This window comes from Dactylosporangium sp. NBC_01737, from assembly GCF_035963215.1.
Lineage (GTDB): Bacteria > Actinomycetota > Actinomycetes > Mycobacteriales > Micromonosporaceae > Dactylosporangium.
Map to the genome: position 1 here is coordinate 10,153,968 of NZ_CP109153.1, position 25,022 is coordinate 10,178,989.

Sequence of the window (25,022 nt, forward strand, 5' to 3'; positions counted from 1 at the left end):
GGGCGATTGTGCCCGGCGGTGGTTGGGTACGGGCCAACTATGTGTGGAATTGTCGGGTGGGTCGCGTATAACCGGAATCTTGTCCACGAGCAGTCGGCGCTCCGGGCTATGACGGCCACCGCCGCGCTCCGCGGACCCGATGCCGAAGGGCTTTGGCTCGATCAGCACTGCGGCTTCGGCCATCGCCGGCTGGCCGTGATCGACCTGGCGGGCGGCGTTCAGCCCATGCTCGCCGAAGAGGACCGGCAGCCGACCGTCGCCCTCACCTACAGCGGGGAGGTCTACAACTACCGGGAGCTGCGCGCGGAGCTGCGCGCGCTCGGACACGACTTCCGGACCGACTCCGACACCGAGGTCGTGCTCCACGCATACCTCGAGTGGGGCGAGGATTTCCCCGAACGGCTCAACGGCATGTACGCCTTCGGGGTGTGGGACGGCCGCCGACAGCGCCTGTTGCTGGTCCGGGACCGGATGGGGGTGAAGCCGCTGTACTTCCATCCGACGCCGGACGGGGTGCTCTTCGCCTCAGAGCCGAAGAGCATTCTGGCCCATCCGGACGTGTCGGCCGAGGTGGACCTTGACGGACTGCGGGAGCTGCTGGCGCTGGTGAAGACGCCGGGGCACGGCGTGTATCGCGGGGTACACGAGGTCCGGCCGGGCCACGTTGTTGTCGTTGACCGAGACGGGACTCGGACGCGCCGCTACTGGGGGCTGTCGGCGCGGCCGCATCCGGACGACCTCGATACGACCGTACACACCGTGCGAGACCTGCTGGAAGACATCATTCGTCGGCAGTTGATAGCGGATGTACCGCTGTGCACCCTGCTTTCCGGTGGGCTCGACTCGTCGGCGGTCACCGCGCTCGCCGCTCTCGGGTTGCGGGAACAGGGACTCGGGCCGGTGCGCTCGTTCGCGGTCGACTTCGTCGGGCAGACTGAGCACTTCCACCCGGACGCGATGCGACCGGAGCCGGACACGCCCTACGTCCACGAGGTCGCCGAGCACGTCGGCTCCCAGCACGCCGACATCGTGTTGAACAGCGGCGAGTTGACGGATTCGTTGTACCGCACGGAGGTCATGGTCGCCAACGACATCCCGACCGGCCTCGGCGACCTGTACACCTCCTTGTTCTTGCTCTTCCGCGCGGTGCGGGAGCACTCGACCGTCGCGTTGTCCGGCGAGTCGGCGGACGAGGTGTTCGGCGGTTATCGCTGGTTCCACGACCCCACCGCGGTCAACGCCAACGGGTTCCCCTGGCTGACCGCGCTGCCGGAAAGACCGGGCAGCATACAGGGACTGTTCGCCCCGGAGTTGGAGCGCGCGCTGGATCTGCACGGGTACCGGGACGCCGCCTACCGGCAGGCACTGGCCGAGGTCGATCACCTGCCCGACGAGTCGCCGACCGAGCACCGGATGCGCGAGATCTCCTATCTGCACCTGACCCGATTCCTGCAGGTCCTGCTGGACCGCAAGGACCGGATGAGCATGGCGCACGGGCTGGAGGTCCGAGTGCCATACTGCGACCACCGGCTGGTGGAGTACGTCTACAACACGCCGTGGTCGATGAAGGCATTCGACGGCCGGGAGAAGAGCATGCTGCGCGCCGCCGTCGCCGACCTACTGCCCGAGTCGGTTCTGCGCCGGCGGAAGAGCCCGTACCCGTCGACGCAGGATCCAGTGTACGAACGGACGTTGCGCCAGTCGTTGATCAAGGTCGTCGACGACCCGCAGGCACCGATCGCGGAGCTGATCAACCCGCCGCGGGTCCGGGAGACGCTGGCCGCCCCGCTGGAGGAGAGCGGGTTCGGGATGAGCCGGCGCTCGGTCGAGCTGCTGCTCGGCCTCAACCTGTGGCTGCGCCGCTACCCGGTCCGGCTGGTGCTCACCTGATCGAGGCGTAAGAGGCGCTGTTGCGTTCGGCGATGAGTAGGCCGCGCATCGGTCTGAGCGGGTGCTTGAGGTGGCTCCTCACCGCCGCAGCCGACGCCGCGGCCGCCGCCACAAACATCGAATACGACTGGGCCCGCGGAGTATCCGACCGCGTAGCATCAGCACGTCGGTGACACCCCGGTTCTTCAGCTCGGTCAGCACTGCGGGTGCCGAAAACCTCATCCGCGCTGGCCAGAGCCACCTTGATCACCGGGATTGAGATCCGCCACGGTGACGAGCTGCCGACCCCCAACGCAGCGGGGATCCACGCCGACGACTGCGCAAGGATGACCCGCTGTGCTGTTTCGACTGGCCTACCCCGGCGTGGCCAACGCGCTCGCGCTGCTCCGGCTACTGCCGATGAGTGACCGGGACAAAGACGCCGAGATCCTCGCGCTCCGGCATCAGCTCTCGGTTCTCGAACGGCGGCTGGGCGAGTCTCCCGACACCACAGTCCACCAGTCCGGTGACGCTCAACGCATGGACCATTCCGGGCAGCGCAAGGCTCTTTGACTCATCCCGGCACAAGGTCAAAGCGTCTTTCCCCCAGGTCACCACAAAAGCACAACCGGCCGAGCAAAGGAGTCTACGATCCAACCCGACCGGCCCAAATGACGTCCACAATGGACGATCGACGAGAAGTACGCAGACCACCGGGTCGTCACTCAGAATCGGGTTCGACATGGCAGCGCCAATATTCCGGCGACAGTCCGGATGGTGCAACCCGCGCCACCAGGCGCTCGGGCAGTCCCCGACGACGGACACCGGTCGGCCCAGCCTTGCCGCCCTGCTGTGGCACGCAACCTCATCGTCAACGCAACCCACCTGCCGGAGCCGGACCGGCAGCGGGCCGCCGCCGCCGAGCTCTGAGCCGTAGTCGGCCGTCGACCCTATAACGACCCCTGGTTGCCGCACTCAAGTCTTCTCGTCACCACCGCAGCGTGTTCTCATGCCGGGAGGCGGCGATCCCGCCTGCTTACATCGGTCTGTGGAAGGTGAACGATGCGCAGAAGATCAACACTACGGCTGGCGGTCATGACCGCTGCCGTGGCGACTTTCGTGGCGGCGGGTGGCGGTTCCAGCGTGGCCGGCGCGGCCGGTACCGTGCATGCCTCCGCGGGCGCCGCGGCGTGCAACCCGGGTGCCAGCGGGGCGCGGGTGAGCGAGGGCGCCACCGCTCAGGAGCCGGAGCTGTACCCGAAGAACGAAGCGAATGCCTACGGTGTGATCAAGGATTCGCCGCGTCTGGCCAACGGCAGCGTCACCGTGCCCACGGTCTTTCACATGATCTCCGACCACCCGTTCAGCGCGGCCGAGAAAGACCGGTGGAACACGCTGATCGCGGCACAGATGGCGGTGCTCAACGACTCGTACGCGGGTCGCACGGCTGCGGACGCGTCCGACACGCCGTTCCGGTTCTCGCTCACCAGCACGACCTGGACGGTGAACAGTGACTGGTACACCGTCGTGCCGGGCAAGAACGAGCGGGACATGAAGCAGGCGCTGTACACCGGCGACGCCCGCACCCTCAACGTGTACGCGGGCAACATCGGCGGCGGGCTGCTCGGCTGGGCGTACTTCCCGAAGGGGTACAACAACGGCCGCGACTACATCGACGGCGTGGTCATGCTCGACGAATCGATGCCCGGCGGGACGGCCGGCAAGTATGCCGAGGGCGACACCCTGACGCACGAGGTCGGGCACTGGCTGATGCTGGAGCACACCTTCGCGCACGGGTGCGCCGCGTCCGGCGACTACGTGGCCGACACCCCGCGCGAGGCCATCCCTCAGTTCGACTGCCCGGTTGGCGCGGACACGTGCAGCGCTCCCGGGCCGGACCCGATCCACAACTTCATGGACTACTCGCAGGACTCGTGCATGAACATGTTCACCGCCGGGCAGGCGGAGCGGATGAGTGACGCCTGGGTGGCATTCCGCGCCGGTGGCGGGAAGTAGCCAGGGATCGAAGCCGACGGCCCGCAGCGCACGACCCGGTGCGCTGCGGGCCGCGTCATGTCCGCAGACGGCGGAGAAGCCTTCCACGCGGGGGGATCGGCACCGCGCCGCCCAACACGTGCGAGGGCGGCATCGGCGCCGGGGCAAACGGCGCTGAGCATCCCGGTTCCGCTGCCGCCGCTGCGGCAGGCATGACCCGGGCGCCATTTGTAAAGCACCTTGCCCTTTGCTCGGGCCCATGCCATCCTGGCTGAGCTGGGGATCGTCAAATGCAAATACCTGCTGGTGGGTGCGAGCCCGCCCGCAGGCTGGTGCGTTCTGCGAGAGGACCGTCATGGCCGCCCCCTCCCTGCCACGACGACTCGGCGGGGCCCTCACCGGCCTCGGCGTTGTCGCCGCCCTCCTGTCCGCCACCACCGCTCCCGCCGTCGCCGCGACCGCTGTCGCGTTCAGCTCGGTCGTCCCGGTCCCGGTCACGGCTACCGCCACGCCCGGGGTCAGCCACGGCATCACCGCGTCCACCACCATCTACGCCGCGCCCGGTTCCGCACCGGCGGCGGCCATCGCCAACCAGCTCGCAGCCCGGCTGCGGGTCTCGACCGGGCTGCCGCTGCCGGTCGTCACCACCGTCGCCGGCCCGGCCGACGGGATCGCCCTGCTGCTCACCGGTGCGCCGCCCAGCGTCGGCGCCGAGGGCTACCAACTCGACGTCACCGCGAGCGCGATCACCATCCGGGCGAACCAGCCCGCCGGGCTGTTCCGCGGCGTGCAGACGCTGCGGCAGCTGCTGCCCGTGACCGCCGACGCGGCAACACTCCAGTCCGGACCGTGGCCGGTGCCGGGCGGGCAGATCGTCGACCACCCGCGGTTCGCGCACCGCGGTGCGATGCTCGACGTGGCGCGGCACTTCTTCACCGTGTCCCAGGTCCAGCGGTACCTCGACCAGCTCGCGTTGTACAAGATCAACGTGCTGCACCTGCACCTGTCCGACGACCAGGGCTGGCGCATCGCCATCAACTCCTGGCCGAACCTGGCGACCTACGGCGGCGGCACGCAGGTCGGCGGCGGGCCGGGCGGCTACTACACCCAGGCGGACTACACGGCGATCGTGAACTACGCGGCCGACCGGTACATCACGGTCATTCCCGAGATCGACATGCCCGGGCACACCAATGCCGCGCTCGCCTCGTACGCGCAGCTCAACTGCGACGGCGCGGCGCCAGCCCGGTACACGGGCACGCAGGTCGGGTTCAGTTCGCTGTGCGTGCCGCTGGAGCTGACGTACACGTTCATCGACCAGGTGATCGGGGAGATCGCCGCACTGACCCCGGGCCCGTACGTGCACATCGGCGGCGACGAGGCCAGCTCCACCACCGCGGCCGACTACTCGTACTTCATCAACCGGGTACAGCAGATCGTCGCCGCGCACGGCAAGACCGTCGTCGGATGGCACGACGTGGCCAACGCGACCCCGCTGCCCTCGACGGTGGCCCAGTTCTGGGGCACCACCACCAGCAATGCGCCGCTGGCCGCGGCGGTGGCGAACGGTACCAAGGTGGTCATGTCCCCGGCCAACAAGACCTACCTGGACATGAAGTACCGCAACAACACAAGGCTCGGTCAGAAGTGGGCCGGTCTCATCGACGTGAACACGGCGTACGAATGGAACCCGGGCGCCTACCTCACCGGTGCCGGCGAGACCGCCGTGCTCGGCGTCGAGGCACCGCTGTGGTCAGAAACGCTCGTGACCACGGCCGACATCGAGTACATGGCCTTCCCGCGGCTGCCCGCGATCGCCGAACTGGGCTGGTCGCCATGGAGCACGCACAACCTCACTGCGTTCAAGCAGCGCCTCGGTGCGCAGGGACCACGCTGGAACGTCATGGGCATCAACTACTACCACTCGACCCAGGTCACCTGGCCGAGCGGCTCGTAACCGCCGGCGGGGCCGTTACGCCACCGGGCTTGCGGCTCCGCATACCGTCGGAGGTGCAAATTGTCACGAAATCGGATGAAGTATCGGCGGGTGCTGGCCACGCTCCTGCTCACCGTGACCTCGGTCCTGACCATCGGTGCGCTCGGCCCCGGCGGCGCCTCGGCCGCCACCGTGGGCTCCACCGAGCTGACCTCGGGCTGGGCCCTGCGCTCCGCCACCGGCCTGGCCGACACCGGCACCACGATCTCCCAGGTCGGCTACCCGACCGCCGGCTGGAGCCCGGTCACCCTGCCCTCGACCGTGCTGGCCGGGCTGGTGGCGAACAACGTCTACACCAACATCTACGCCGGCACGAACCTGCAGTCCGTGCCGGACCTGACCGGCCAGGACTGGTGGTACCGCGGCCAGTTCACCGCCGCGGCCGCGAGCCCCGGGCAGGCCTACTGGCTGCGGCTGCAGGGCCTGAGCTACCGCGCCCAGGTCTGGCTCAACGGCACGCAGCTCGACGCGAACGCCGTCGGCACGTTCGTCTCGCACGAATACAACGTCACCGGCGCCATCGTGCCCGGTGCGTTGAACGCCATCGCGATCCGGGTGACCCCGCCGCGGCACGCCTGCGCCGACCTGTCGGTGTGCACCGTCGACTGGAACCCTGAGGCGCCCGACATGAACGCCGGTATCTGGGGCCGCACGTTCGTCGACACGACGGGTCCGGTCGCCGTCCGTGACCCGTACGTCAAAACCGTCCTGCCACTGCCCGCCACCAATGCGGCCGACCTCACCGTCTACACCGATGCGATCAACGCGACGGCGGCGCCGGTCACCACGACCGTCACCGCCACCATCAGCAAACCGGGCCAGCCGACGATCACGGCGAGCCAGACCGTGACGCTGGCGGCGGGGGAGCGCCGCGAGCTCGTCTTCGATCCCGCCGGTCACCCGCAGCTGCACGTCGTCAACCCCGTGCTGTGGTGGCCGTACCAATTCGGCAGCCCCGAGCTGTACCAGGTCACCACGGCGGCAAGCGTTTCCGGGGCGGCGTCCGACAGCAAGACGATCAATTTCGGCGTCCGGCAGTTCACCGACTACCGCACGACGGTGCAGGGCACCTCCTTCGTCGGGTACAAGGTCAACGGACAGCCGATCCTGTTCCGCGGCGGCGGGTACGTCTGGGACCTGCTGCAACGGTGGGACACCAGGACGAACAAGGCGCACGTCGACTACGTGAAGGGCATGGGCCTCAACACGATCCGCCTCGAAGGGACACTCGGCAACCAGGAGCTCTATGACCTCGCCGACGCGGCCGGCATCATGATCATGCCGGGATTCGTCTGCTGCAGCGCCTGGGAGAACGACAGCGGTTGGACGGCGGAGCAGGCCACCGTCGCCCAGGCATCGCTCAACACCCAGATGCGGGCCCTGCGCGCGCACGCCAGCACGTTCATGTGGAACTACGGCAGCGATCAGCCGCCGACGGCGGCGCATCTGACCGCGTACAAGAACATCGCCGCAGGCCTGCACTGGCAGAACCCGACCGTGGACAACGTCGCGACCTGGTCCAACGCGAACGCGGGCATGAAGATGGACGGCCCCTACAAATGGGAGCCGCCGGTGCTGTGGTGGGACCTCACCCGCCAGGGCTCGGCGTTCGGGACCACCGGTGAGGAGGGCACCGAGGCGCCGCCGCCGCTGGAGAGCCTCTCGCGGTTCCTCACCCCGGCACAGACCTGGCCGGTCGGCAACGCGGCCTGGAACTACCACGCAGGCCGGGGCGGCAGCGTCTTCGACAACACCGACGTCTACACCACTGCCCTCAACCGGCGGTACGGCACCACGACCAGCGCCGCGGACTACTCGAAGAAGTCCGAGGTCATGAACTACGAGAACACCCGCTCGTTCTTCGAGGCGTGGAGCGCCCGGCAGCACACCCAGTCGTTCGGCAGCATCTGGTGGATGCAGAACAACGCCTGGCCGGCGCTGCACTGGAACCTGTACGACTACTACTTCAAGCCGGGCGGATCGTTCTACGGCACCAAGAAGGCCACCGAGCCGGTCCACATCGCCTACGACTACTTCAGCCGCAACGCATATGTCGTGAACTCCACCCTCACCGGCCGGACCGGGCTGACCGCCACCGCCACGGTGTACAACGTCCCGGACCTGACCCAGAAGTACACCACCAGCGTCGCGGTCAGCGCGCCCGCGAACGCCTCCGCGCCGATCTTGACGCTGCCGGCGATCACCGGACTGACGTCGACCTACTTCGTCCGCCTCCAGCTGAAGGACTCCAGCGGCACGACCGTCAGCAACAACCTCTATTGGTACTCCACCACAGCCGACGCGCTGGGCAACAAGAAGAACTGGTACTCCACCAGCGTCAAGACCTACGCCAACCTCACCGGGCTGAACAGCCTCGCCGCCAACACCGGCGTCACCACGGGCGTATCCCGATCGGTCGCCGGCGGGCAGGAGACGGTCACGATCATGTTGACCAACACGAGCCCGACCAACATCGCGTTCTTCGTACGCCCGGAGGTGACCGCCGGCAACGGCGGCAACGAGGTCGTGCCGGTCTCCTACACCGACAACTACGTCTCGCTCTTCCCCGGCGAGTCGACCCAGGTCACGGCGGTCTACGCCACCGCCGACCTGGGCGGGTCGCCCGTTTTCCTGCGGGTGCGCGGCTACAACGTCCCGGCGGTCTCGGTGCCGGTGCCCTGATCCGGAGTCCGGGGGCGGGGGGTCAGAGGCCCGCCGCCCCCGGCGTCGTCGGTGTCAGCGGGCGGGCGCCGTCCGTTCGAGGACCAGGTCGCGTGCCTCGGTCAGGCCGACGGCGAGCGCGCCGAGCAGGACCGCGTCGGTGCCGAGCTGGAGACCTCGACGTCGAGGGGTGTCCCGGTCGAAGGACGCGTCACCGCCGGGCGCATTTGCAGCAGCCGGTGCACGCGGCCGGCGCCCACCCTGGCAATGTTGCAGGGCGGGCGCCGGCCCTGCACCGGGCATACCGTCATTGCGGGCCGGGTCCCCTCGATCCGCGGCATTTCGTGGCCGGCGCGTGCCGGTGCCAGCTACCGGTACCGAAGCCGCCGGATCGGGCAAGGACGAACTCGCGCAGCATCCGGTCCCCGAACGGTCGCGTCGACCGGAAGCTCGTCACGATCGATGACGGTCACCCGGTCGTACACGTCGGCGAGCACCCGGGCGGCGAGCAACCCGGCCATGCTGCCCCCAGCACCACCGCATGCGAGCGAGGCGATACACGGCCTGGTGGGGCCAGGACCGGTCCACCACCGATCAGCACGTGGTGAGCCCGGCGGCGGGAGGAGCCGCCGCCGGGAGCGGCTACTGCCGGGCGAGGCGGAAGGAGTAGTCGCGCACGGCTCCGCCGAACGCGATCACCTCGACCGCGTACCGGCCGGCCGGGTCGGGCAGCTCCATCGTGAGGCCCTCACAGAGCGGCGCGGGCACGTCGAGGCCCAGGCGTTCGCCGGTGCGGGCGTCGAACACACGGAGCCGGATGTCGTCGCAGGCCTTCTCCCCGCCGGCGCCGCCGGTTGTGCGGATGCCCTTCGCGCCGGCGGCGTCGAACTCGAAGCGGTCGACCCGGCCCGGCACCTCGAGGCGCCCGCTGATCTGCTCGCCCAGCGCCACCGTCCGGCTGCGCGGCTTCAGGGTGACGATGGTGAAGGTGTATGCGCCGCTGCCCTTGACGGTCACGCTCGTGCCGGCCGGGCCGGGCGGCCGGACCAGGACCGGCAGGCCGTAACAGCCGCTCACCTCGAACGGCCGGGCGGCCGGCGTCACCACTTGGATCGTCACTCCACAGTCGCCGGTGGTGCCGTTGACCCACAGGCCCGGCGCCCCCGCCAGGTCGAGCCCGTACGTCCGGGACTCCCCGGCCGCGAGCGTCCCGGCCGTCCGGTCCCCGTCGTGGATCGCCGCGCCGGTGCCGGACGCGCCCGAGGCGGCGGGCGGCGGGTTGCTCGCGTAGCTGTCGGCGGCGCCGACCGCGAACGCCGGCTGGCCGGTCACGGCGACGTCCAGGACACACTCGTCGAGGCGGGCCGGTTCGGTCACGCCGAGCTGGCGGCACACCTCGCGGGCGGCGTCGGCGCGGTCGGCGGGCAGGCCGGCCACGGTCAGCTCGCGGTCCGGGAACCTGCGGTCGGTGTACGTCTCGGTGCTCTCCCCCGCCGTGTAGTCGAACAGCGACCCGGCCGCCGTGACCCGCCACGAGTCGCCGAAGGCCCGCACGTCGGTCCCCGTCACGCGGCGGCCGTCACGGCCGGTGAGGTCGTTGTCGCCCGCGCCGTCGAAGTTGCCGAACAGTCCTGCCACCTTGCCCTTCCGCGCCGCGGCGAGGGCGGTGAACACCCGCAGCCCGTACCCCCCGATGCGGTCCAGCCACAGCGCCGAGCCGTCCGGCCAGGTCACGGTGTAGCCGTCGCCGTTGCCGGGCACGTCCGACGGCCGCCGGGTCACCGTGCCGCCGCGCGCGAGCCTCGTGTCGCCGGCGGGGAGGGTGATCGGCCGGCCGTCGCGGTGCACGACCACGTCGCCGTCGAGGAGGTAGAAGCCGAGCCGGGTCCCGGCGACGCGCATCGCGGCCGCCGTGTTGACCGAGGCCGTGCGGGAGCCCGGCACGGCCGTCTGCCGGGTCTGGACCTCCAGGTCGGCGCCGGCGGCGCGCACGGCCGTGAACTCGCCGACGAGCTGCAGGTCGTAGCGCACGCCGTCGTACGTCTCCAGGTGCGGGTCGCCGTCGGTGCGGCTGCACGACCCGGCCGCCGCGCCCGCGCACACCCCCTTCGCCCGCAGGTCCCGCTGCGTCTTGTCCTCGCACGAGTCGGCCGGCGGGAGCTTGACGCCGTGGTACGAACCGCGCGGCGTCAGGCCCTTCGCGGTGCGGTACTGGTTCTCTGCCGTCGTCGCCCGGACCTCTTTCGTCTTCACTCCCGAGTCTCCGCACATCGCCTCGCCCAGGGCGCCCTTGTTGAAGTCGGTCGCGTGCGCCATCTCGTGGTAGAGCGCGGCGCACGCCTCGACGGGCACGTTGTCGAGCACGAACTTCGCGGTCGGGTCCCAGTAGATGTCGGAGCCGAGCTCCGGATGGTGCACGTTGCCGGTCGTCTCGATCGTGCCACGGACGGGCGACTGGGCCACGCCGGTGCGCGGGTCGCTGATCTGATGGACGCGCACGGGCGGGTTCTTCGGGTCGCGCAGGTAGCCCAGCAGCCCGGCCGGGTCGCCGCCGGGCGCGCGGAACTGGGCCAGGCACGTGTCCACGATCGCGCCGAGGCCGGGCGTGAGGGCGTTCTCGTCGACCACCAGCGCGGCCTTGGCCGGTTGCGCCTCCACGGTACTGGCGGCGGCGATGAGCGCCAGCACCACGACCAGCGTCGCCGGGCCCCGGCGGCGGCGCCGCAGCAGCAGGACGGCGAGGAGCAGCGCCCCGGCCACCGCGACGACGATCCCGGCGAGCCAGGCCGGCCCCGGCCACCCCGACCGGTCCGTCGGCGGCGCCGCGGCGGCGGCCCGGACGGTGAACGCCACGGTCACCGGCGCGCTGCTGCCCGCGCACGTCGTCGTGCCCGGCACCGTCGGCGCCTGGTAGGCGGCGGTCACCTCGTACCGGCCGGGCTCCTCGACCGGCCAGCTCGCCACGAGCCCGTCGCCGGCCGGCATCGCCGCGACCGCCCGCAGCTCCAGCAGCGGGAAGGAGACGGACTGTCCGGGCCGCACGGTGACCAGGGCGCCGCGCTGCGCGTCGGCGATCCCATTGAGATAGAACGCCGTGCCGTACCGCGGCGCCCGCGCGACCCCGTCGCGTTTCACGTCGATCACCTGCACGGCGCCGTCGGCGAGGGCCGGCACCGAGCAGGCCGCGCCGCTGCGGTTGGTGACGGTGAACGTCAGGGGCAGCGGCTCGCCGCTCGCCACCTCGGGCCGCGCGGCCGTGACCGCGAGCCCGACGGCCGCGTCGGCGTGGGCCGGCCCGGCGACGAGCACGCCGGCCAGCGCGGCGCCGGCGCTCAGCACGGTCAGGACGACGAGCCGCCGGAGTCGTACGGCCACCGCGTTCAGTCCCCCTTCGGCTCGAGCGCGGGCCGGCGGGCGGCGCGGGCGCTGCGGACGAGCGACGGCACGGCGACGGCGACGGTCGCGGTCAGGGCGAGGGCGAGCCACACGGCCGGGTGGGTGCCGGAGAGGCCGTCGAGGCGCACGAACGTGCTCCAGTACCAGCTCTGCACGTCCGCAGCGGCACCCCGGTAGGGCGGCACCTGCCGGTCCCAGACCACGTTGAGCAGCAACAGCCCGCCGCACTCGGCGACCACGAACCAGCCGATCGGGCGCATGCCACGATGGACGGCCGGGCTGCGGACGATCGCGGCGCGCAGGGCCGCGCCGAGCAGCAGGGCCGCGCCGAGCATGAGGGCCAGACCGAGGAGGTAGCCGCCCCACCAGCCGATCGCGCCGCCGTTGAGCATGAGGCCGCGCAACGGCTGTACGTCGCGGGCTTCGCCGCCGTTGAACGCCGGGTACGCCCACGGACGCCGGCTGCCGGTCGCGAGCACCAGCAGCGCGCCCGCGGCCACCCACACCGCGAACCAGCCGGGCCGGCCCGGACGGCGGCGCGGCGCGACGAGCGGATCGACCGACGGCGGGCGGGCGGCGAGGTACACCCCGACGATCAGCACGGCGACCGCGGCCACGGCGACGACCCACAGGGCGGCGGCGCTGAACTGCTCGCCGCGGGAGGCGTCGCCGTCGGTGATCGAGAACGCGTCGCCGCTGTGCCGGGTCAGGCCGAGCATGAGCAGCGCGACGGCCCCGCCGCCGGTGGCGAGCATGGCCGGGCCGAGCGCCCGGTGGGCCGGCGCGGCGATGCGCCCGGGCGCGCCGCCGACCGCGACGCCGATGACCATCGCGAGCAGGACGAGCACTGACTTGGGCAGCAGCGGGGTGAGCAGGCCGGACACGAACGGCGGCCCGTAGTCGTCGTCGAAGTCCCCGGCGAGCAGCGAGAGCACGCCGAGCGCGGCGATGACCGCGAACGCGATGAACGGCCACCGACCGCCGGCCCGTATTGGCTCCGGCTCCGGCTCCGGCTCCGTGGGTGGGGCAGGTGCAGGCGCAAAAGGCGGCGTGGGCGTGGGTGCTGCCACCGGCGCCGGCGCCGGCGCAGCGGCGGGCGGAACCGGCAGTTCCGGCGCGGCGGGCGGCGGTGGTGGCGGGGTGGTCAGGACGGTGGGCAGGGTGGCGGTCGGGAGCGGGCCCGGGTCGGTGATCAGGCTGCCGTGGGCGACGACGAGCTCCGGCTGCTCCAACACCACCGGGGCGATCCCCAGCGCCTGGTGCAGCAGCGTCGCCACGAGCGGGACTCGGCTCGCCCCGCCGACCAGGAAGACGCCCGCGAGCCGACCCGCGGTCACGTCGCTGGCGAAGAGCGTGGCCGTGGTCAGCGCCACGGTCCGGTCGACCCACGGCCGGGCGAGGGTCTCGAACTCGGGCCGGGTGAGGTACACGTCGACGTCGTACAGCGGGATCGTCAGGCCCGCGCTGGTGGCCCGGCTGAGCAGTTCCTTCGTCGAGCGGGCGTCGTCCCACAGCATCCGCCGGTGGCGGCGGTCGGTCACGGTCGCCGGGCGCTCGAGGCGCTCCCACAGCTCCGGCGCCCGCGCGGCGACGCGGGCGCGGGTCCAGTCGACGACCGCGGCGTCGAGGTCGATGCCGCCGACGTCGTCCAGGCCGCTGGCCGCGGCGACGTGCCAGCCGTCGCCGAGGCGCCGCACGACGCTGATGTCGAAGGTGCCGCCGCCGAAGTCGTAGACGACGACCGCGTGGCCGTCGGGCACGCGGTGGCCGAGAACGCCGGTGAAGTACATGGCCGCCGCGACCGGCTCGGCGACCAGCGTGGGGTCGGCCAGCCCGGCGTTGCGGGCCGCCGTGGTGAGCAGACCCCGGCGGGTCGCGCCCCAGCCGGCCGGATGGGTCAGCACCGTACCGCCCGGCGGCCCGCCGAGGATCCGGCCGGCCTCCTCCCCCACGCGGCGCAGCACCGACTCGATCAGCCGCTCGACCGGCACCTCGCGTCCGCCGAGCAGCACGCTGCCCTCGTCGATGCGGCGCTTGGGGTGCGGCTCGTAGGCGGCGGGCTCGATCCGGGCGCTGTGCTCCGCGTCCCGCCCGACGAGCATCGTCTCGTCGTCGGCGAGGTACACCGCCGACGGCATGAGCGGCGAGGCCTCGAACAGCAGCGCGTCAGCGCGGCCGCCCGGACGGCCGAGCACGGCGACGGTGTGCGAGGTGCCGAAGTCGATCCCGAGTCTTACGGTCTGCACTGTGTCGACCTCCATGACGACGTCTTCTGGCCGGCGGAGTGCCTCGGCCCCGGTCTGCGCCACCGCTGACGCGCTCAGCAGCTGAGCTCGACGTTCACGCGACCGGAGCCGATGCTGGTCGGGTACTCGAACACGACGACGAACCGCTGGCCGCCGGAGTAGCTGCCGCCGATGCGGACCACCACGCTCGCGCCGTCGGCGAGCGAACCGGACGAGGGGGACACCGTGACCGAGCCGATGACGTTGCCGGCACCGGTGTCCGAGACCTGGTCGACCGCCCGGGCGGTCCAGTCGACCGGGCCCTTGCTCGCGGTGAGCCGCTCCTCGGTCTGGATGTTCGAACACGCCACGCGGGTCTTGGTCTGGGCGGTCGAGCGCACCGAGAGCGTGCCCAGCTTCGTGCTGCCGGTCGTCTTCGCCGGCGGACCCTTCGTCGCGGTGGTGGCCGGCACCGGCTCCGGTTGCTGCGGCTGTGGCTGCGTCTGCGGCTGGCTGCCCTTGGTGAGGCCGCAGCCGATGAGCAGCGCCGCCACCGCGGCGGTGGCGACGGTCGTGCTGACTCGGCGGACGTCCATGGCGATCCCCTGCCCCTCGTAGTCGCCCTCGTACTCCCCTGGTCCGTGGGCGTCGTACCGAGGATGGGCGCGTCGGCGGGCGAAGTCGTCAGTGCTAGTACTGACGACGGCCGCGCCCGGAGGCTGGAAAGGTGGTGCGATGACGTCGCGGGTGCTGATCGTCGACGACCACGCCGGCTTCCGCGAGTTGGCGCGGGCGCTGCTGGAGCCTGAGGGCGTCGAGGTCGTCGGTGAGGCCGCCACCGGCAGGGACGCCCTGGCGATGATCGCGGCGCGGCGGCCCGACGCGGTGCTGCTCGACGTACAACTGCCGGACATCGACGGGCTGGCCGTGTGCCGGGCGATCCGGGCCAACTGGCCGGGCATCCGGGTGGTGCTGTGCTCGGTGCGGCCGATCGCCGCGTACGGCCCGCGCTACGCCGAGTGCGGCGCCCACGCCTTCGCCGCGAAGGACGAGTTCTCCGGGCCCGCGACCGCGCTCATGCTCGGTCCTGACGGGCCCGCCAGTACATGAGCACGGCGAGCACCCGCTGGTGGGTGTCCTTCTCGTCGGCGATGCCGAGATCCTGGTAGACGGCCCGGGCGTGGGTCTCGACGGTGCTGCCGGAGATGCCGAGCCGCCCGGCGATCGCGCTGTTGCTCAGCCCCTCGGCCATGAGCCCGAGCACCTCCGCCTGGCGGTCGGTGAGCCCGGCGAGCGCGGGCTCCGGCCGGCCGTGCAGCAGCCGCGCGGAGATCTCCGGGTCGACGACGCAGCCACCGGCCGCGATCCGGCGCACCGCGGTGACGAAGCCGTCCGTGCCGCTCACCCGCTCCTTGAGCAGGTAGCCGACCTTGCGCAGGCCGTCGGTGACGAGGGTGGTGAAGAACTGCGCCTCGACGTACTGCGACAGCAGCAGGACCCCGACGTCCGGGTCGGCGCGCCGGATCTCGACGGCGGCGTGCAGGCCGGTCGGGCCCGGCCCGGGCGGCAGGCGGATGTCGACGATCGCGACGTCGGGGCGGGTGGCGCGCACGGCCTGGCGGAGGCGGACGGCGTCGGCGGTCTCCGCGACGACGTCGACGCCCTGGTGGCGCAGATGTTCCACGAGGAGCTCGCGGTAGAGGGCGTGGTCCTCGGCGATCACGACGCGGATCGCCTCACCGGCCGTCATCGTCGGCCTCCAGGGTCGGCGTGGGATCCGCGGGCAGTACCGCGGAAATCGTCGTGCCCGCACCGGGCGGACTGGTCACCGTCAGGGTGCCGCCGACCGCCTCGACCCGGTCCTGCAGCCCCAGCAGGCCGCGTCCCCGATCGACCGCGGCCCCGCCCACGCCGTCGTCGCGCACGCGGACCTCGAGCTCGGCGCCGGTGTGCCGCAGCCGCACGCCAGCCCGGGTGGCCTGCCCGTGCTTGAGCGTGTTGGCGAACGCCTCCTTGACCAGCATGTACACGGTGAGCTCCACGGTCGGGGCGAGTCGCGGGACGGCCGGGGCGCTGAGCTCGACCGGGATCGGCATCGCCGCCGCCAGCGCGTCGAGGGCGGGGCCGATGCCGAGCTCGGTGAGGGCGGCCGGGCGCAGTCCGTGGGCGATCTCGCGCAGCTCCCCGGTCACGTCGCGCAGCGCCCGGTCGCTGCGGCGCAACGCCTCCAGCACCGTTGCGTCCGCCGTGTCGTCGAGCCCCCCGACGGCCTTGCGCAGGTAGGCGGCGGCGACCGCGAGGTTCTGCTGGGCGCCGTCGTGCAGGTCCTGACCGAATCGGCGGCGCTCGGCGTCGGTGGCGGCGACGATCCGCTCGCGGGATCGCTCGACCTGGGCCAGCATCTCCACGGCGAGGCGCTGCCGTTCCAGGGCGACGGCGGTACCGGCGGTCACGGCGTCGAGCCGGGCCCGGTCCTCGCGCAGTGCCGGGTCGTGGATGAGCAGGGCGAGCGGGCGGCCGCCGAAGCCGACCTCGGTCGCCGCCCTCGCGGCGCCGTCGGCCGGGACCGGCACCGGGCGCCCGTCGTCGTCGACGTAGGACCGGCTCGCCTCATGCCACAGGCCGACCTGCATCGAGGGTCGCCCAGGCTGCGGGCGAGCAGCGTGCGCAGGTCCGCGGCCGACCCGCGGCCGGGCGCGCCCAGCTCGACCAGCAGCGTGTCCACCCGCGTCGGCCCGACCCGCACGCGCAGGACGCCGGCCAGGAACCCGAGCGGCAGCAGGCAGCACAGGACCTTGTAGGCGGTCAGGACCACCCGCGCGGACGGGCTGTCGTACCCGGCGACCCCGCCGACGGCGGTGGCGAGCGCGGCGGCGACGCCGGTGATCAGCACCGGGGCGAGGATGAACCGCAACGGGCGGCCGGCGCGGAACCAGCGATGCAGCAGTACCACCGCGATACCGCAGGCCACCACCCCACCGGCCAGCTCCATGCTGTCGGACACGAACCGCACGAATTCCGGATCGTCCCGGATCATCAGCAGGTTGTCCGGTTTGTGCAGGCCCTGGCTGGCGGGCGAGGAGAACAGCGTGCCGAACGCGGGCCAGACGAACGCCACCAGGTACGCGAGCCCGGCCAGCACCCGCGCCGCCGTCGAACTGAGCCGCCCGGTCGGATAGGCCAGCACCAGGTGCGCGCCGAACGCGGTCGAGACGTGCGAGAACAGCCCGCCGACGGCGAACACCCACGGCACCCACGAGAACTGCAGGTCCTCGGCGAACCAGCCGACCCCGACGAGCACCATGAGCAGCCCGACGCGGTTGTCCGGCTTGCGGGCATGGGCCACGAGCCCGGCCGCGAGGAACAAGAACCCGTTCACGCCGCCGAACACGAGGTCGGCGGTCGGATGGGAGCCGTCCTCGGCCTTGAGCATCAGGCCGACGACCCCGAGGGCGGCCCCGCAGGTCGCCAGCAGCGCCGGCCCGACCGGCGTCCGCATTCCCACACCGCGTGTGTACCGGATGCCCGCAACCTCGCCGTCACCGGGCCTGCCGCAATCCGAAGCTCCTGCTCGGCAGCCGGGCCGACCCGGACGGCCGCACGGCACCGCGATCCGCACCGGCGCTGCTTAAGGGCGCCCGCGGCGGCCGACCCGCTTCGGGTCGCGGCTCACCGTCACCCGCCGGCCCTGTCGCCGTGGAGCGCCACGAGCCGCGCCGCGACGGCGTCCCGGCTCGACGGCCTGCCCTCCTCAGGGCTGTCGACGGTGTCCGACAGCAGCCAGTCCCCTAGCGCCCTTGCGGGCCGACGTCAGCGGGTCAGCTCGATGCGACGCAGGCCGTTGGTCGACGCGCCGGCCACCAGCAGCGCCGAGCCGTCCGGGGTGAACGCGAGCGCGGCCAGGCTGCCCGGGATCCCGCGGTAGGCCACCGTCTCCCCTGACAGCGACACGTGCCGCACCTGACCGTCGCCGAACCCGGCGGCGAGCCACCCGTCCGGGTGGAACGCCAGTGCACGCACCGGCGCCCTGGTCCCGAACGCGGTTGTGTTCACGGCGAACCGGACGAGGCCCGTGGCGGCCTCCAGGATCAGCAGGTTCGGATCGTCGTGCCAGTGGTTGCCGCCGAACGCGACCAGCTGCCCGCCGGGGTCTGCGGCCGCGGCGTACCAGTGCGAGACGAACTTCTGCGGATGCCCGACCGGCGGCTGGCACCAGGTGGGCGGGCCACCGTCGACCGGCAGGCCGACGACCCGGTGGCAGCTGGCCACGACGGCGAGTCCGGCCACGACGGCCAGGTTCGCCGTCTGGTACAGCGTCTCGTCCAGCACCGGCGAGGCCGCGAGCGTCGCCGTCACGTTCCCCGCCGGGTCCGCGACCACCGCCCGGACCACGCGGTCGACCTCCAATGTGGACAGTACCGCCGCCGCCGGGCCGACCGGTGGGGTCTTCCGGTTGAACGGGTGCCGGGTCAGCGCGAGCAGCCCACCGCCGGGCAGCCAGCCGAACTCGCCGCCGAGGCACCAGCTCAGCTCGGCGCCGCCCGGGTGCAGCGCGACGGTGCGGATCGTCGGGAAGTTCACGTCGTGGCGGTGCGGCCTGCTCCGCTCGGCGGCGGCGAACCACGCACCGGTCCGGTCGACGGCGAGCGGGGTGCCGAGCCCGGGGTGCTCGGACCGCACGACGTCGAGGTGCTCCCCGGTGCGCACCTGCAGGGTCGGCGGGCCCTTGACGCCGCGGGGCGGGTCGTAGGCGACGACCACCGTGCCGTCCGGTGCGACGCCGAGACCGTTCGCCGGTCCGGGAACCCGGTTCGTGGCCGTCCAGGTCGCCCTGACCCTGCCCGGCGGCGGGGGCGCGGCGCACGGGCCGGACGCACGCCACGACCACCCGCGCCCGACGTCGTACAGCTCGCCGCCGAGGCGCGCGGCCAGCCGCAGCGCGGTGAGCATGCCGGCGGGCCGCCCGGCGCCGACGCGGATGCGACGGCCGTCGATCTCGACATCGGGCGCCCCGACCGGCACCGGGGACGTGCCACCGCGCAGCTCGAACTCGTACAACATCCGCCCAGGATGCCAGTCGGGCGTTCCGGCGTCGCATGAGCGTCCGATGTGCACTGTGGCAGACGCGGGCCGGGCGCCGTCAGGCCCGCGGGACCCCGTCGATGAGGGCGTCGATCGCGTCGGTGAGCTGGGCGGCATCGGTCATGGCGAGGTACCGCTGCCCGCGTTCGCCCGCAACCCACGCGTTCGTGCCGTCGGCAGCGACCGTGTTGTGGCCGCCCGCCCCGGCGAGCGTGTAAACGCGGCCCGTCCCGGCGACGGCGTAGTCGGCGGCCGTCGGGTCCCAGGTGCCGTCGGCCTGGCTCGTGCCGCAGCCGTGGAACAGGTCGAAGACGGCCCGGACGGGGCCGCTCACCGGATGGGTGGCGCAGACGCGGTTGCCGGCGAACACCTGGGCGCCGATCTCGAATCCGTCGTAGACGGTCGGCGTGGCCCAGGTCGCGACCACTCGCCGCGTGGCGGGCAGATCCAAGCCGAAGTTCCACTCCGGTGCGCTCGCCGCCGGATACTTCGCCGCGACGGCAAGCGATCCGGGTGGTTCGGTGGCCCGCGTCGAGTTCCTCAACGGCTCGACGGTGCTCGGCTCGGACACCACGTCGCCGTACACGTTCGGCTGGACGAACGTCGCGGCCGGCTCGTACTCGGTGAGCGCCCGCGCGGTGGACAACCTCGGCGCGACCACGACCACCACCCCGCTCTCCATCCGGGTCAACGCGCCGAACACCGGCGGGGCGGCCCCCGCGCTGCACGTCGCCGGCAACCGCCTGGTGACCGGGGCCGGGGCGACGTACCGGCTGCTGGGGGTCAACCGGGCCAGCGCCGAGTTCACCTGCGTGCAGGGCAAGGGACTCTGGGACGGCCCGCAGCCCGACCAGGCCGGCGTCGATGCGATGAAGGCCTGGAACATCCACGCCGTGCGGATCCCGTTGAACGAGGACTGCTGGCTGGGCACCTCCGGTACGCCCAGCGGCCGCGTCGGTGGCCTCCGGCACGGCGGCCCGGGATCGGGCATTCCGCGACTCGTCGGGGGTCGGGGGACGGGTGCGGGCCCCGCCCATGACCGGAGGAACGGCCATGGGCGGGGCCCTGGGGATGGCCTCGCCTACGGCGAGGTGGTCATCCTTTCAGCTCAGAGTCGGGTAGGCGTTGCGCATCAGTTCCTGGAACTGCGCCGGGAACCAGTTCCCGGAGAGCGGCGCGTTGGGCAGAGCACCGGTCAGATTGTTGCCGTTGCCGGCGTTACCGGTGTACTTCGGGTCGCACATCTGGTCGAGGCCCTTGCCCTGCCCGTTCGGGGTCGCCTCGCTGGCACCGTCGGACTCGCCTGGCGGCTTGATCCAAACGTAAGCGTCGATGCCCTGGGCTGGGGCGGCCTTCGGGCGCTCGCCGAGACCGGCGCCGCTCTGGTTGCACCAGTTGCCGGCTTGGATGCGGCGGTCGACACGGGACTGGTTGACGAACGTGTTGATGTCGGTTGAGGTACTGGGGCCGGTCGGCCGATTGGGGCCGCCCCACCCGTTGCGGGACGTGTCAATGAGCATGCCGATGCTGGGGCTGAAGCCGTTCGAAATGAGCTTGTTCCGGAACGCCTGCGCGAACGTCAACTCGTCGACGTAGTCATTCCAGTCGACCCACTTGGACTGCCGGACCGAGGTCCCGTTGACGGTGGTGTCGATTTTGACGTACGGCTCGGTCAGCGCCGAGTAGTTCGCCGTGTCGGTGATGAAGCCGTCCACGGTGGCAAGGCCACCCGTGGCGGACTTGGCCACGGTGGCGAACAGGTCGGCAGCCCGTCCGAAGTTGCTCGAGTGGCCGATCCAGCCGTGGTGCGCGGCGTCGATGTAGTTGTAGACGTTCGCGATCGAGTGGAACTTGCTCAGGGCGTACGAGACGCCCTTCTGGTAGTTGCCGTTCTGCTGCATCGTCTGGCACATGGCGGTGGCACTGGCGCCACTGGTGTTGGTAACCATGTTCGGCAGCGAGTCGACCTCGATGATGTTGATGATCCGCAGGTTGCGGTACTTGGGGTCGGCCTGGATCGCCGCGATCGGGTCGATGTAATCGGTCTGGTAGCGGTCGATCTCCGTCGGACCCAGCTCACCGTTGGAGGCCAGCGCGGCGCAGTCACGGCCGGGCAGGTTGTAGATGACGAACTGGATGTAGCCCGCGCCCTGTGCCAGCGCGGCGTCGAGGTGCGCCCGCACGCCCATGCCGCCGTTGACGCCGCTGATCGCCGCGATCCGGTCCAGCCACACGCCGGTCGGGTTGTTGGAGATGCGGCTGCCGCCGGGCTCGGCGTTGGCCTTCGCTTTCCACTCCGGGTTGACGTAGCCCTTGGCGCCCACGTACGGGTTGTCGACGTGCGTTCCGGGCGAAGGTGAACCGGTGGAAGGCGGGGTCGTCGGGGGTGCGGTCGTGGAGGGTGCAGTCGTGGGAGATGGAGGAGATACGGGTGGCGTCGAACCGCCGCCACCGCTGACGCTGGCGGCAAATGAGGTGACGGCGAGACCTGTGCCGCCCACCCACGGTTCGAACCCGGCCTGAATGCTTGTCAGGTACCACGAGTCGGTGACCTTGCCACGGGTCTTCGTGTCGTTGACGAAGTCCAGGACGCTGAAGTCCCAGCTGTTGATCGGCGACCGCGCGACATACGAGATCACGTCGTTGGAGCCGTTGTTGCCGGTCCAAACGTCCCACGCACGACCGCCGACGGTTGCGGACGCGACCTTTGAGCCGACCGGGTGGATCGGGCCACTGTGGTTGAACCAGATCATGAGCTCCTGCTGGTTTGCCCCGTCTTTTTTGGGCGTCGGGTCCAGCCAGATGTCGTATGAGGCGTTGTAGACGCCGCTGTCTGGGTACGAGAAGGCGACGCTGCTCGTCGCGCTGCTGATCTGGCTGACCTGCATGGGCAGGTTCGTGCCGGGGGAACAGTTGTTGTAGTGGCAGCCGGAGTAGACCGCGGTGTACGACGCCGGCGCGCCATTCGTCTGCTTGTGGTGGTCTGCGGTGACCGCGAATCCGTGGTCAGTCACGTTGATGCATTGCGCGGTGTCGGCGCCCCAGCGGTTGTTCATGACGATGTACCGGTCCTGGATCGTCGTCGAACCGAACGTGTCACAGAGCTGGGTGTCCGCCTGCGCTGCCCCACCACTGGTGACTGCGACGGCAACGAACGAAATTGCGAGCATCACGCCGACGTTCGCCAGCGAGCGGAGTGGACGTGCCAATTGCTCCTCCTTGGTGCGAGAGCTCTCGGGAGCGCTCCCATGGGCGGAGGTTATGGCAGTTTTTGCGGGTTTGGATAGTCAAAGATGCGGCTTCGTTACCTGATGCACAGGTTGGAGATAATACGAGCGGCCATAAAGGCGTTCATATAAGGCAAATCGGACAGTGTTCGTTATGGACTCAGGACCGGGCTCCGGCAACGGTGACCACGACAACCAGCTGATGGCGGAGGCCCTGACAGGCGGTGGGACCGTGGCCGCATGGGCCGGGCACACTGGTGTCCATGTCGCCGTTGGCTTCTGGGGTACGCCTCCACGATCGGTTCACGCTGCGCGACCGTATCGGGGTGGGCGGTATGTCCCAGGTCTGGCGGGCCGAGGACGAGGTCCTGGGCCGCCAGGTGGCGGTGAAGGTGCTCACCACGCCGCTGGCCGCCGACCCATTGCTGCGCGCCGCAACCTGGACCGAGGCGCGCGCCGCGGCCCGCCTGGCCCATCCTCACGTGACCCAGGTGTACGACTACGGTGAGGCGGCGCTACCCAGCGGCGCGGTGGTGGCGTACCTGGTGATGGAGCTCGTCGAGGGGCAAAGCCTCGCGGATCGGCTGCGGTTCGGACCACTGCCTTGGCAGCAGGCGACCATCATGGCCGCTCAGGTCGCCGCGGCGCTGGCCGCCGCCCACCGCATCGGCGTAATACATCGCGACATCAAGCCCGGCAACGTGATGCTGACCCACATAGGCGCCAAGATCCTCGACTTCGGCATCGCCGCGTTGAGCGGCGGCGAACCGGACGCCGACGGCGGTCGGCTGGTCGGCACCCCGACATACGCGGCACCCGAGCGGCTCCGGCCCGGCGCGGCGTTGCCCGAGAGTGACGTCTATGCCTTGGGTGTACTGCTGTACGAGGCGCTGACCGGGCACCCGCCCGTCAGGATCGCCACCTGGCGGGAGGCGGCCGCGGCGCACCGGACCGGACCGCCGGTTCCGCCGCCGCAGGTGCCGGGACTGCCACACGAGGTGCGCCGGCTGTGTATGGACTGCATGTCTCCCGACCCCGCCCGACGGCCCAGCGCCGAAGCCGTGGCGCAGGATCTGGCCGCGGCCGCCGGCCAGCCGCCGCAGGTCACGACCGCCCTGCCGATACTCGTTGCCGATCCACCGCCGGCCACGCACACCGCACGCGCTGGATACGCCGTCGGATCGGCACCACTGCCACACCCACCCACCATGATCGAATCCCGATCGGCGGTACCTGCCGAGGAGCCGGACGTCCCCGCCGCGCGGCGCATGTCGCGGCCGTTGCTGGGCGGGCTGATCGGCACGGTGGTGGTGCTGGTGCTCGCGCTGACCGTCGTTACCACGATGCTGCTGTCCCGTCCCGCGGACAGGACCGCCCAACCGGGCTCGCCGACCCAGACAAGCCCGCCGACGTCCCCGTCCGCGGCCGCGTCACCCGTCCCTTCCGCCACCACCCCGCAGGCCATCGTGAACAGACTCGACGTCGTCATCGCCGACGCTCTCGCCGACGGCAGGATCGACTCCGACACCGCGGACAAGCTGCGCGACAAGCTCGACGACCTACGCCAGAACATCGGCCGCAGCAAGCAACGTAGGACGGCCCAGGACCTGCAGCGGAGGATCAACGACATGCGCGACGACAGGGACCTCGACGAACAGACCGCCGACACCCTCACGGCCCTGCTGCGCCCTCTCCTGGACTGAGTACACCGCGTCGGTCGTACAACTTCGGCAGCTTCTCCCAGGCCGTCGCCGGCTCACCAGCCGTAGGGGGCGTCGCTCGCCGAGGTGCCGCGGCGCGAGGTTGCGTAGGGCTCAGAGCTCGTGGCGTACCGGACGGACAATTCGGGCTCGGTGTCCTGCTGCGGAATGTTCAGCCCGAGCCCGTCGACGCCGACCGGACGGTCCTCAGCGGTGCCCACGCCCGCCTGGTAGTAACACGCCCGGGCGGCGCCGTCCTCGGACCGCTTATCGAGTACGTTGTACAGTCGGCGAAATGTTGGTGACGGACGCCATTCCGGGGTGTTCCGGGTGTCGTCACAGCACACGATGAGATAACACATGATTCCCCCCAAGGTCTCCACAGAGGACGATCACTGCGAGTACGCCCAGCGAAATTCGACAAAATCCGCCGGGACGGCGTTTGCGTCGATGCGCTCGATCGGCGGCGACCCGGATCGTCGTGCCCCACCTGGCTGGGGACGATGACCGACGTCAGCGCCGCCGGGAGCGCGGGGTCGCGATCGGGAAGCGGACCTGGCGGTGCTTCCGATCAGGCAGGCACGGGCTCCACCAGCTGTTGCGTCAGGTAGATTCGGATTCGGAGGAGGTCCATCTTGTCCTTCCGCACGGGTGGCGAAGTCGTCTTCCAGCACGCCGCCGGTGTCCCTGGGGTCCGGGTTCAAGCAGAAGTCGGGTGTAACCGATGCGGTTGTCCCAAAAGAACTCGACCAGGGTGCGCTGCCAGATTCCTTCGTTGATATTCGGATCGACCGACCGCGTGCGTCGACAATCGTGCCACACTGGGCGCGCAGTGGTGTTTTCATGGTACACCTCGACCTTGATAAGACTC

Annotated in this window: 18 protein-coding genes and 2 pseudogenes; 8 read left to right on the forward strand and 12 right to left on the reverse strand. The window is 71.2% G+C overall.

Annotated elements, in window-relative coordinates; all coding sequences use genetic code 11:
* The first annotated feature begins 18 nt into the window (after nucleotides 1–18).
* The 5 genes from asnB to OHA72_RS46595 all read left to right on the forward strand — a co-directional run bounded on the left by asnB (nucleotide 19) and on the right by OHA72_RS46595 (nucleotide 8,542).
* Nucleotides 19–1,890, forward strand: coding sequence for an asparagine synthase (glutamine-hydrolyzing) (gene asnB / locus OHA72_RS46575; RefSeq protein WP_327002525.1), 1,872 nt, complete (start codon nucleotides 19–21; stop codon nucleotides 1,888–1,890).
* 336 nt (nucleotides 1,891–2,226) lie between these two features.
* Nucleotides 2,227–2,442 (forward strand): hypothetical protein, encoded by a 216-nt coding sequence (locus tag OHA72_RS46580; RefSeq protein ID WP_327002526.1) that lies wholly within the window; start codon nucleotides 2,227–2,229, stop codon nucleotides 2,440–2,442.
* A 489-nt stretch (nucleotides 2,443–2,931) separates the two neighbouring features.
* Nucleotides 2,932–3,885, forward strand: a complete 954-nt coding sequence (locus OHA72_RS46585) for a zinc metalloprotease (RefSeq protein WP_327002527.1) — start codon at nucleotides 2,932–2,934, stop codon at nucleotides 3,883–3,885.
* Nucleotides 3,886–4,219: 334 nt separating this feature from the next.
* Nucleotides 4,220–5,821, forward strand: a complete 1,602-nt coding sequence (locus OHA72_RS46590; protein ID WP_327002528.1) for a beta-N-acetylhexosaminidase — start codon at nucleotides 4,220–4,222, stop codon at nucleotides 5,819–5,821.
* Between the two features lie 75 nt (nucleotides 5,822–5,896).
* Nucleotides 5,897–8,542: a glycoside hydrolase family 2 protein gene (locus OHA72_RS46595; RefSeq protein WP_327002529.1), complete on the forward strand. Its 2,646-nt coding sequence runs from the start codon at nucleotides 5,897–5,899 to the stop codon at nucleotides 8,540–8,542.
* A 54-nt stretch (nucleotides 8,543–8,596) separates the two neighbouring features.
* Here OHA72_RS46595 and OHA72_RS46600 read toward each other — a convergent pair whose 3' ends face one another.
* From OHA72_RS46600 to OHA72_RS46615, 4 genes are all read right to left on the reverse strand, one after another.
* Nucleotides 8,597–8,824, reverse strand: a complete 228-nt coding sequence (locus OHA72_RS46600; protein ID WP_327002530.1) for a hypothetical protein — start codon at nucleotides 8,822–8,824, stop codon at nucleotides 8,597–8,599.
* Between the two features lie 339 nt (nucleotides 8,825–9,163).
* Nucleotides 9,164–11,896 (reverse strand): VWD domain-containing protein, encoded by a 2,733-nt coding sequence (locus OHA72_RS46605; protein WP_327002531.1) that lies wholly within the window; start codon nucleotides 11,894–11,896, stop codon nucleotides 9,164–9,166.
* Between the two features lie 5 nt (nucleotides 11,897–11,901).
* Nucleotides 11,902–14,178 carry an Hsp70 family protein gene (locus OHA72_RS46610; RefSeq protein ID WP_327002532.1) on the reverse strand — a complete coding sequence of 759 codons (2,277 nt, stop codon included), beginning with the start codon at nucleotides 14,176–14,178 and terminating at the stop codon, nucleotides 11,902–11,904.
* Nucleotides 14,179–14,237: 59 nt separating this feature from the next.
* Nucleotides 14,238–14,738 carry a hypothetical protein gene (locus OHA72_RS46615; RefSeq protein ID WP_327002533.1) on the reverse strand — a complete coding sequence of 167 codons (501 nt, stop codon included), beginning with the start codon at nucleotides 14,736–14,738 and terminating at the stop codon, nucleotides 14,238–14,240.
* Nucleotides 14,739–14,877: 139 nt separating this feature from the next.
* On the opposite strand from OHA72_RS46615, the gene OHA72_RS46620 reads away from it, so the two are divergent.
* Nucleotides 14,878–15,252, forward strand: a complete 375-nt coding sequence (locus tag OHA72_RS46620) for a response regulator transcription factor (protein ID WP_327002534.1) — start codon at nucleotides 14,878–14,880, stop codon at nucleotides 15,250–15,252.
* Here the strand turns inward: OHA72_RS46620 and OHA72_RS46625 are convergent.
* The 5 genes from OHA72_RS46625 to OHA72_RS65160 all read right to left on the reverse strand — a co-directional run bounded on the left by OHA72_RS46625 (nucleotide 15,218) and on the right by OHA72_RS65160 (nucleotide 19,768).
* Nucleotides 15,218–15,892 carry a response regulator transcription factor gene (locus OHA72_RS46625; RefSeq protein WP_327002535.1) on the reverse strand — a complete coding sequence of 225 codons (675 nt, stop codon included), beginning with the start codon at nucleotides 15,890–15,892 and terminating at the stop codon, nucleotides 15,218–15,220. The genes OHA72_RS46620 and OHA72_RS46625 overlap by 35 nt on opposite strands.
* The gene (locus OHA72_RS46630) at nucleotides 15,879–16,544 is read right to left on the reverse strand and encodes a sensor histidine kinase (protein ID WP_327011792.1); all 666 of its coding nucleotides are present in this window, start codon (nucleotides 16,542–16,544) and stop codon (nucleotides 15,879–15,881) included. Before OHA72_RS46630 ends, OHA72_RS46625 begins: the two co-directional genes overlap by 14 nt.
* Nucleotides 16,545–16,591: 47 nt before the next feature.
* Entirely contained in the window at nucleotides 16,592–17,641 is a 1,050-nt protein-coding gene (locus tag OHA72_RS46635; protein WP_327002536.1) for a hypothetical protein, read from the reverse strand.
* Nucleotides 17,642–17,952: 311 nt separating this feature from the next.
* Nucleotides 17,953–19,203 (reverse strand): WD40 repeat domain-containing protein, encoded by a 1,251-nt coding sequence (locus tag OHA72_RS46640; RefSeq protein WP_327002537.1) that lies wholly within the window; start codon nucleotides 19,201–19,203, stop codon nucleotides 17,953–17,955.
* 79 nt (nucleotides 19,204–19,282) lie between these two features.
* A complete protein-coding gene (locus OHA72_RS65160) occupies nucleotides 19,283–19,768 on the reverse strand; it encodes a nucleoside hydrolase (RefSeq protein ID WP_442788389.1) in 486 nt (161 codons plus the stop codon).
* On the opposite strand from OHA72_RS65160, the pseudogene OHA72_RS65165 reads away from it, so the two are divergent.
* Nucleotides 19,746–19,796: pseudogene (locus OHA72_RS65165) on the forward strand (hypothetical protein); the annotation flags it as partial. The gene OHA72_RS65160 and the pseudogene OHA72_RS65165 overlap by 23 nt on opposite strands.
* Before the next feature lie 531 nt (nucleotides 19,797–20,327).
* Here the strand turns inward: OHA72_RS65165 and OHA72_RS46650 are convergent.
* Nucleotides 20,328–22,433, reverse strand: a complete 2,106-nt coding sequence (locus tag OHA72_RS46650) for a glycoside hydrolase family 6 protein (protein ID WP_327002539.1) — start codon at nucleotides 22,431–22,433, stop codon at nucleotides 20,328–20,330.
* Nucleotides 22,434–22,786: 353 nt separating this feature from the next.
* Here OHA72_RS46650 and OHA72_RS46655 point away from each other — a divergent pair, with 353 nt between their 5' ends.
* Complete coding sequence (locus tag OHA72_RS46655; RefSeq protein ID WP_327002540.1) at nucleotides 22,787–24,154, forward strand: serine/threonine-protein kinase; 1,368 nt, start codon at nucleotides 22,787–22,789, stop codon at nucleotides 24,152–24,154.
* Nucleotides 24,155–24,207: 53 nt separating this feature from the next.
* Here OHA72_RS46655 and OHA72_RS46660 read toward each other — a convergent pair whose 3' ends face one another.
* Together OHA72_RS46660 and OHA72_RS65170 are read right to left on the reverse strand one after the other, a co-directional pair.
* Nucleotides 24,208–24,372: a hypothetical protein gene (locus tag OHA72_RS46660; RefSeq protein ID WP_327002541.1), complete on the reverse strand. Its 165-nt coding sequence runs from the start codon at nucleotides 24,370–24,372 to the stop codon at nucleotides 24,208–24,210.
* A 45-nt stretch (nucleotides 24,373–24,417) separates the two neighbouring features.
* Nucleotides 24,418–24,513: pseudogene (locus OHA72_RS65170) on the reverse strand (hypothetical protein); the annotation flags it as partial.
* Between the last annotated feature and the right edge of the window lie 509 nt (nucleotides 24,514–25,022).

Bases quoted from the DNA above. Each gene is read 5' to 3' on its own strand.
- OHA72_RS46630 (WP_327011792.1), bottom strand. From the start codon at position 16,544: ATGCTGGCCCAGGTCGAGCGATCCCGCGAGCGGATCGTCGCCGCCACC.
- OHA72_RS46610 (WP_327002532.1), bottom strand. From the start codon at position 14,178: ATGGAGGTCGACACAGTGCAGACCGTAAGACTCGGGATCGACTTCGGC.
- OHA72_RS46595 (WP_327002529.1), top strand. From the start codon at position 5,897: ATGAAGTATCGGCGGGTGCTGGCCACGCTCCTGCTCACCGTGACCTCG.
- OHA72_RS46635 (WP_327002536.1), bottom strand. From the start codon at position 17,641: ATGCGGACGCCGGTCGGGCCGGCGCTGCTGGCGACCTGCGGGGCCGCC.
- OHA72_RS46620 (WP_327002534.1), top strand. From the start codon at position 14,878: ATGACGTCGCGGGTGCTGATCGTCGACGACCACGCCGGCTTCCGCGAG.
- OHA72_RS46590 (WP_327002528.1), top strand. From the start codon at position 4,220: ATGGCCGCCCCCTCCCTGCCACGACGACTCGGCGGGGCCCTCACCGGC.
- OHA72_RS46585 (WP_327002527.1), top strand. From the start codon at position 2,932: ATGCGCAGAAGATCAACACTACGGCTGGCGGTCATGACCGCTGCCGTG.
- OHA72_RS46625 (WP_327002535.1), bottom strand. From the start codon at position 15,892: ATGACGGCCGGTGAGGCGATCCGCGTCGTGATCGCCGAGGACCACGCC.
- OHA72_RS46600 (WP_327002530.1), bottom strand. From the start codon at position 8,824: ATGCCCGGTGCAGGGCCGGCGCCCGCCCTGCAACATTGCCAGGGTGGG.
- OHA72_RS46655 (WP_327002540.1), top strand. From the start codon at position 22,787: ATGTCCCAGGTCTGGCGGGCCGAGGACGAGGTCCTGGGCCGCCAGGTG.
- OHA72_RS46615 (WP_327002533.1), bottom strand. From the start codon at position 14,738: ATGGACGTCCGCCGAGTCAGCACGACCGTCGCCACCGCCGCGGTGGCG.
- OHA72_RS46640 (WP_327002537.1), bottom strand. From the start codon at position 19,203: ATGTTGTACGAGTTCGAGCTGCGCGGTGGCACGTCCCCGGTGCCGGTC.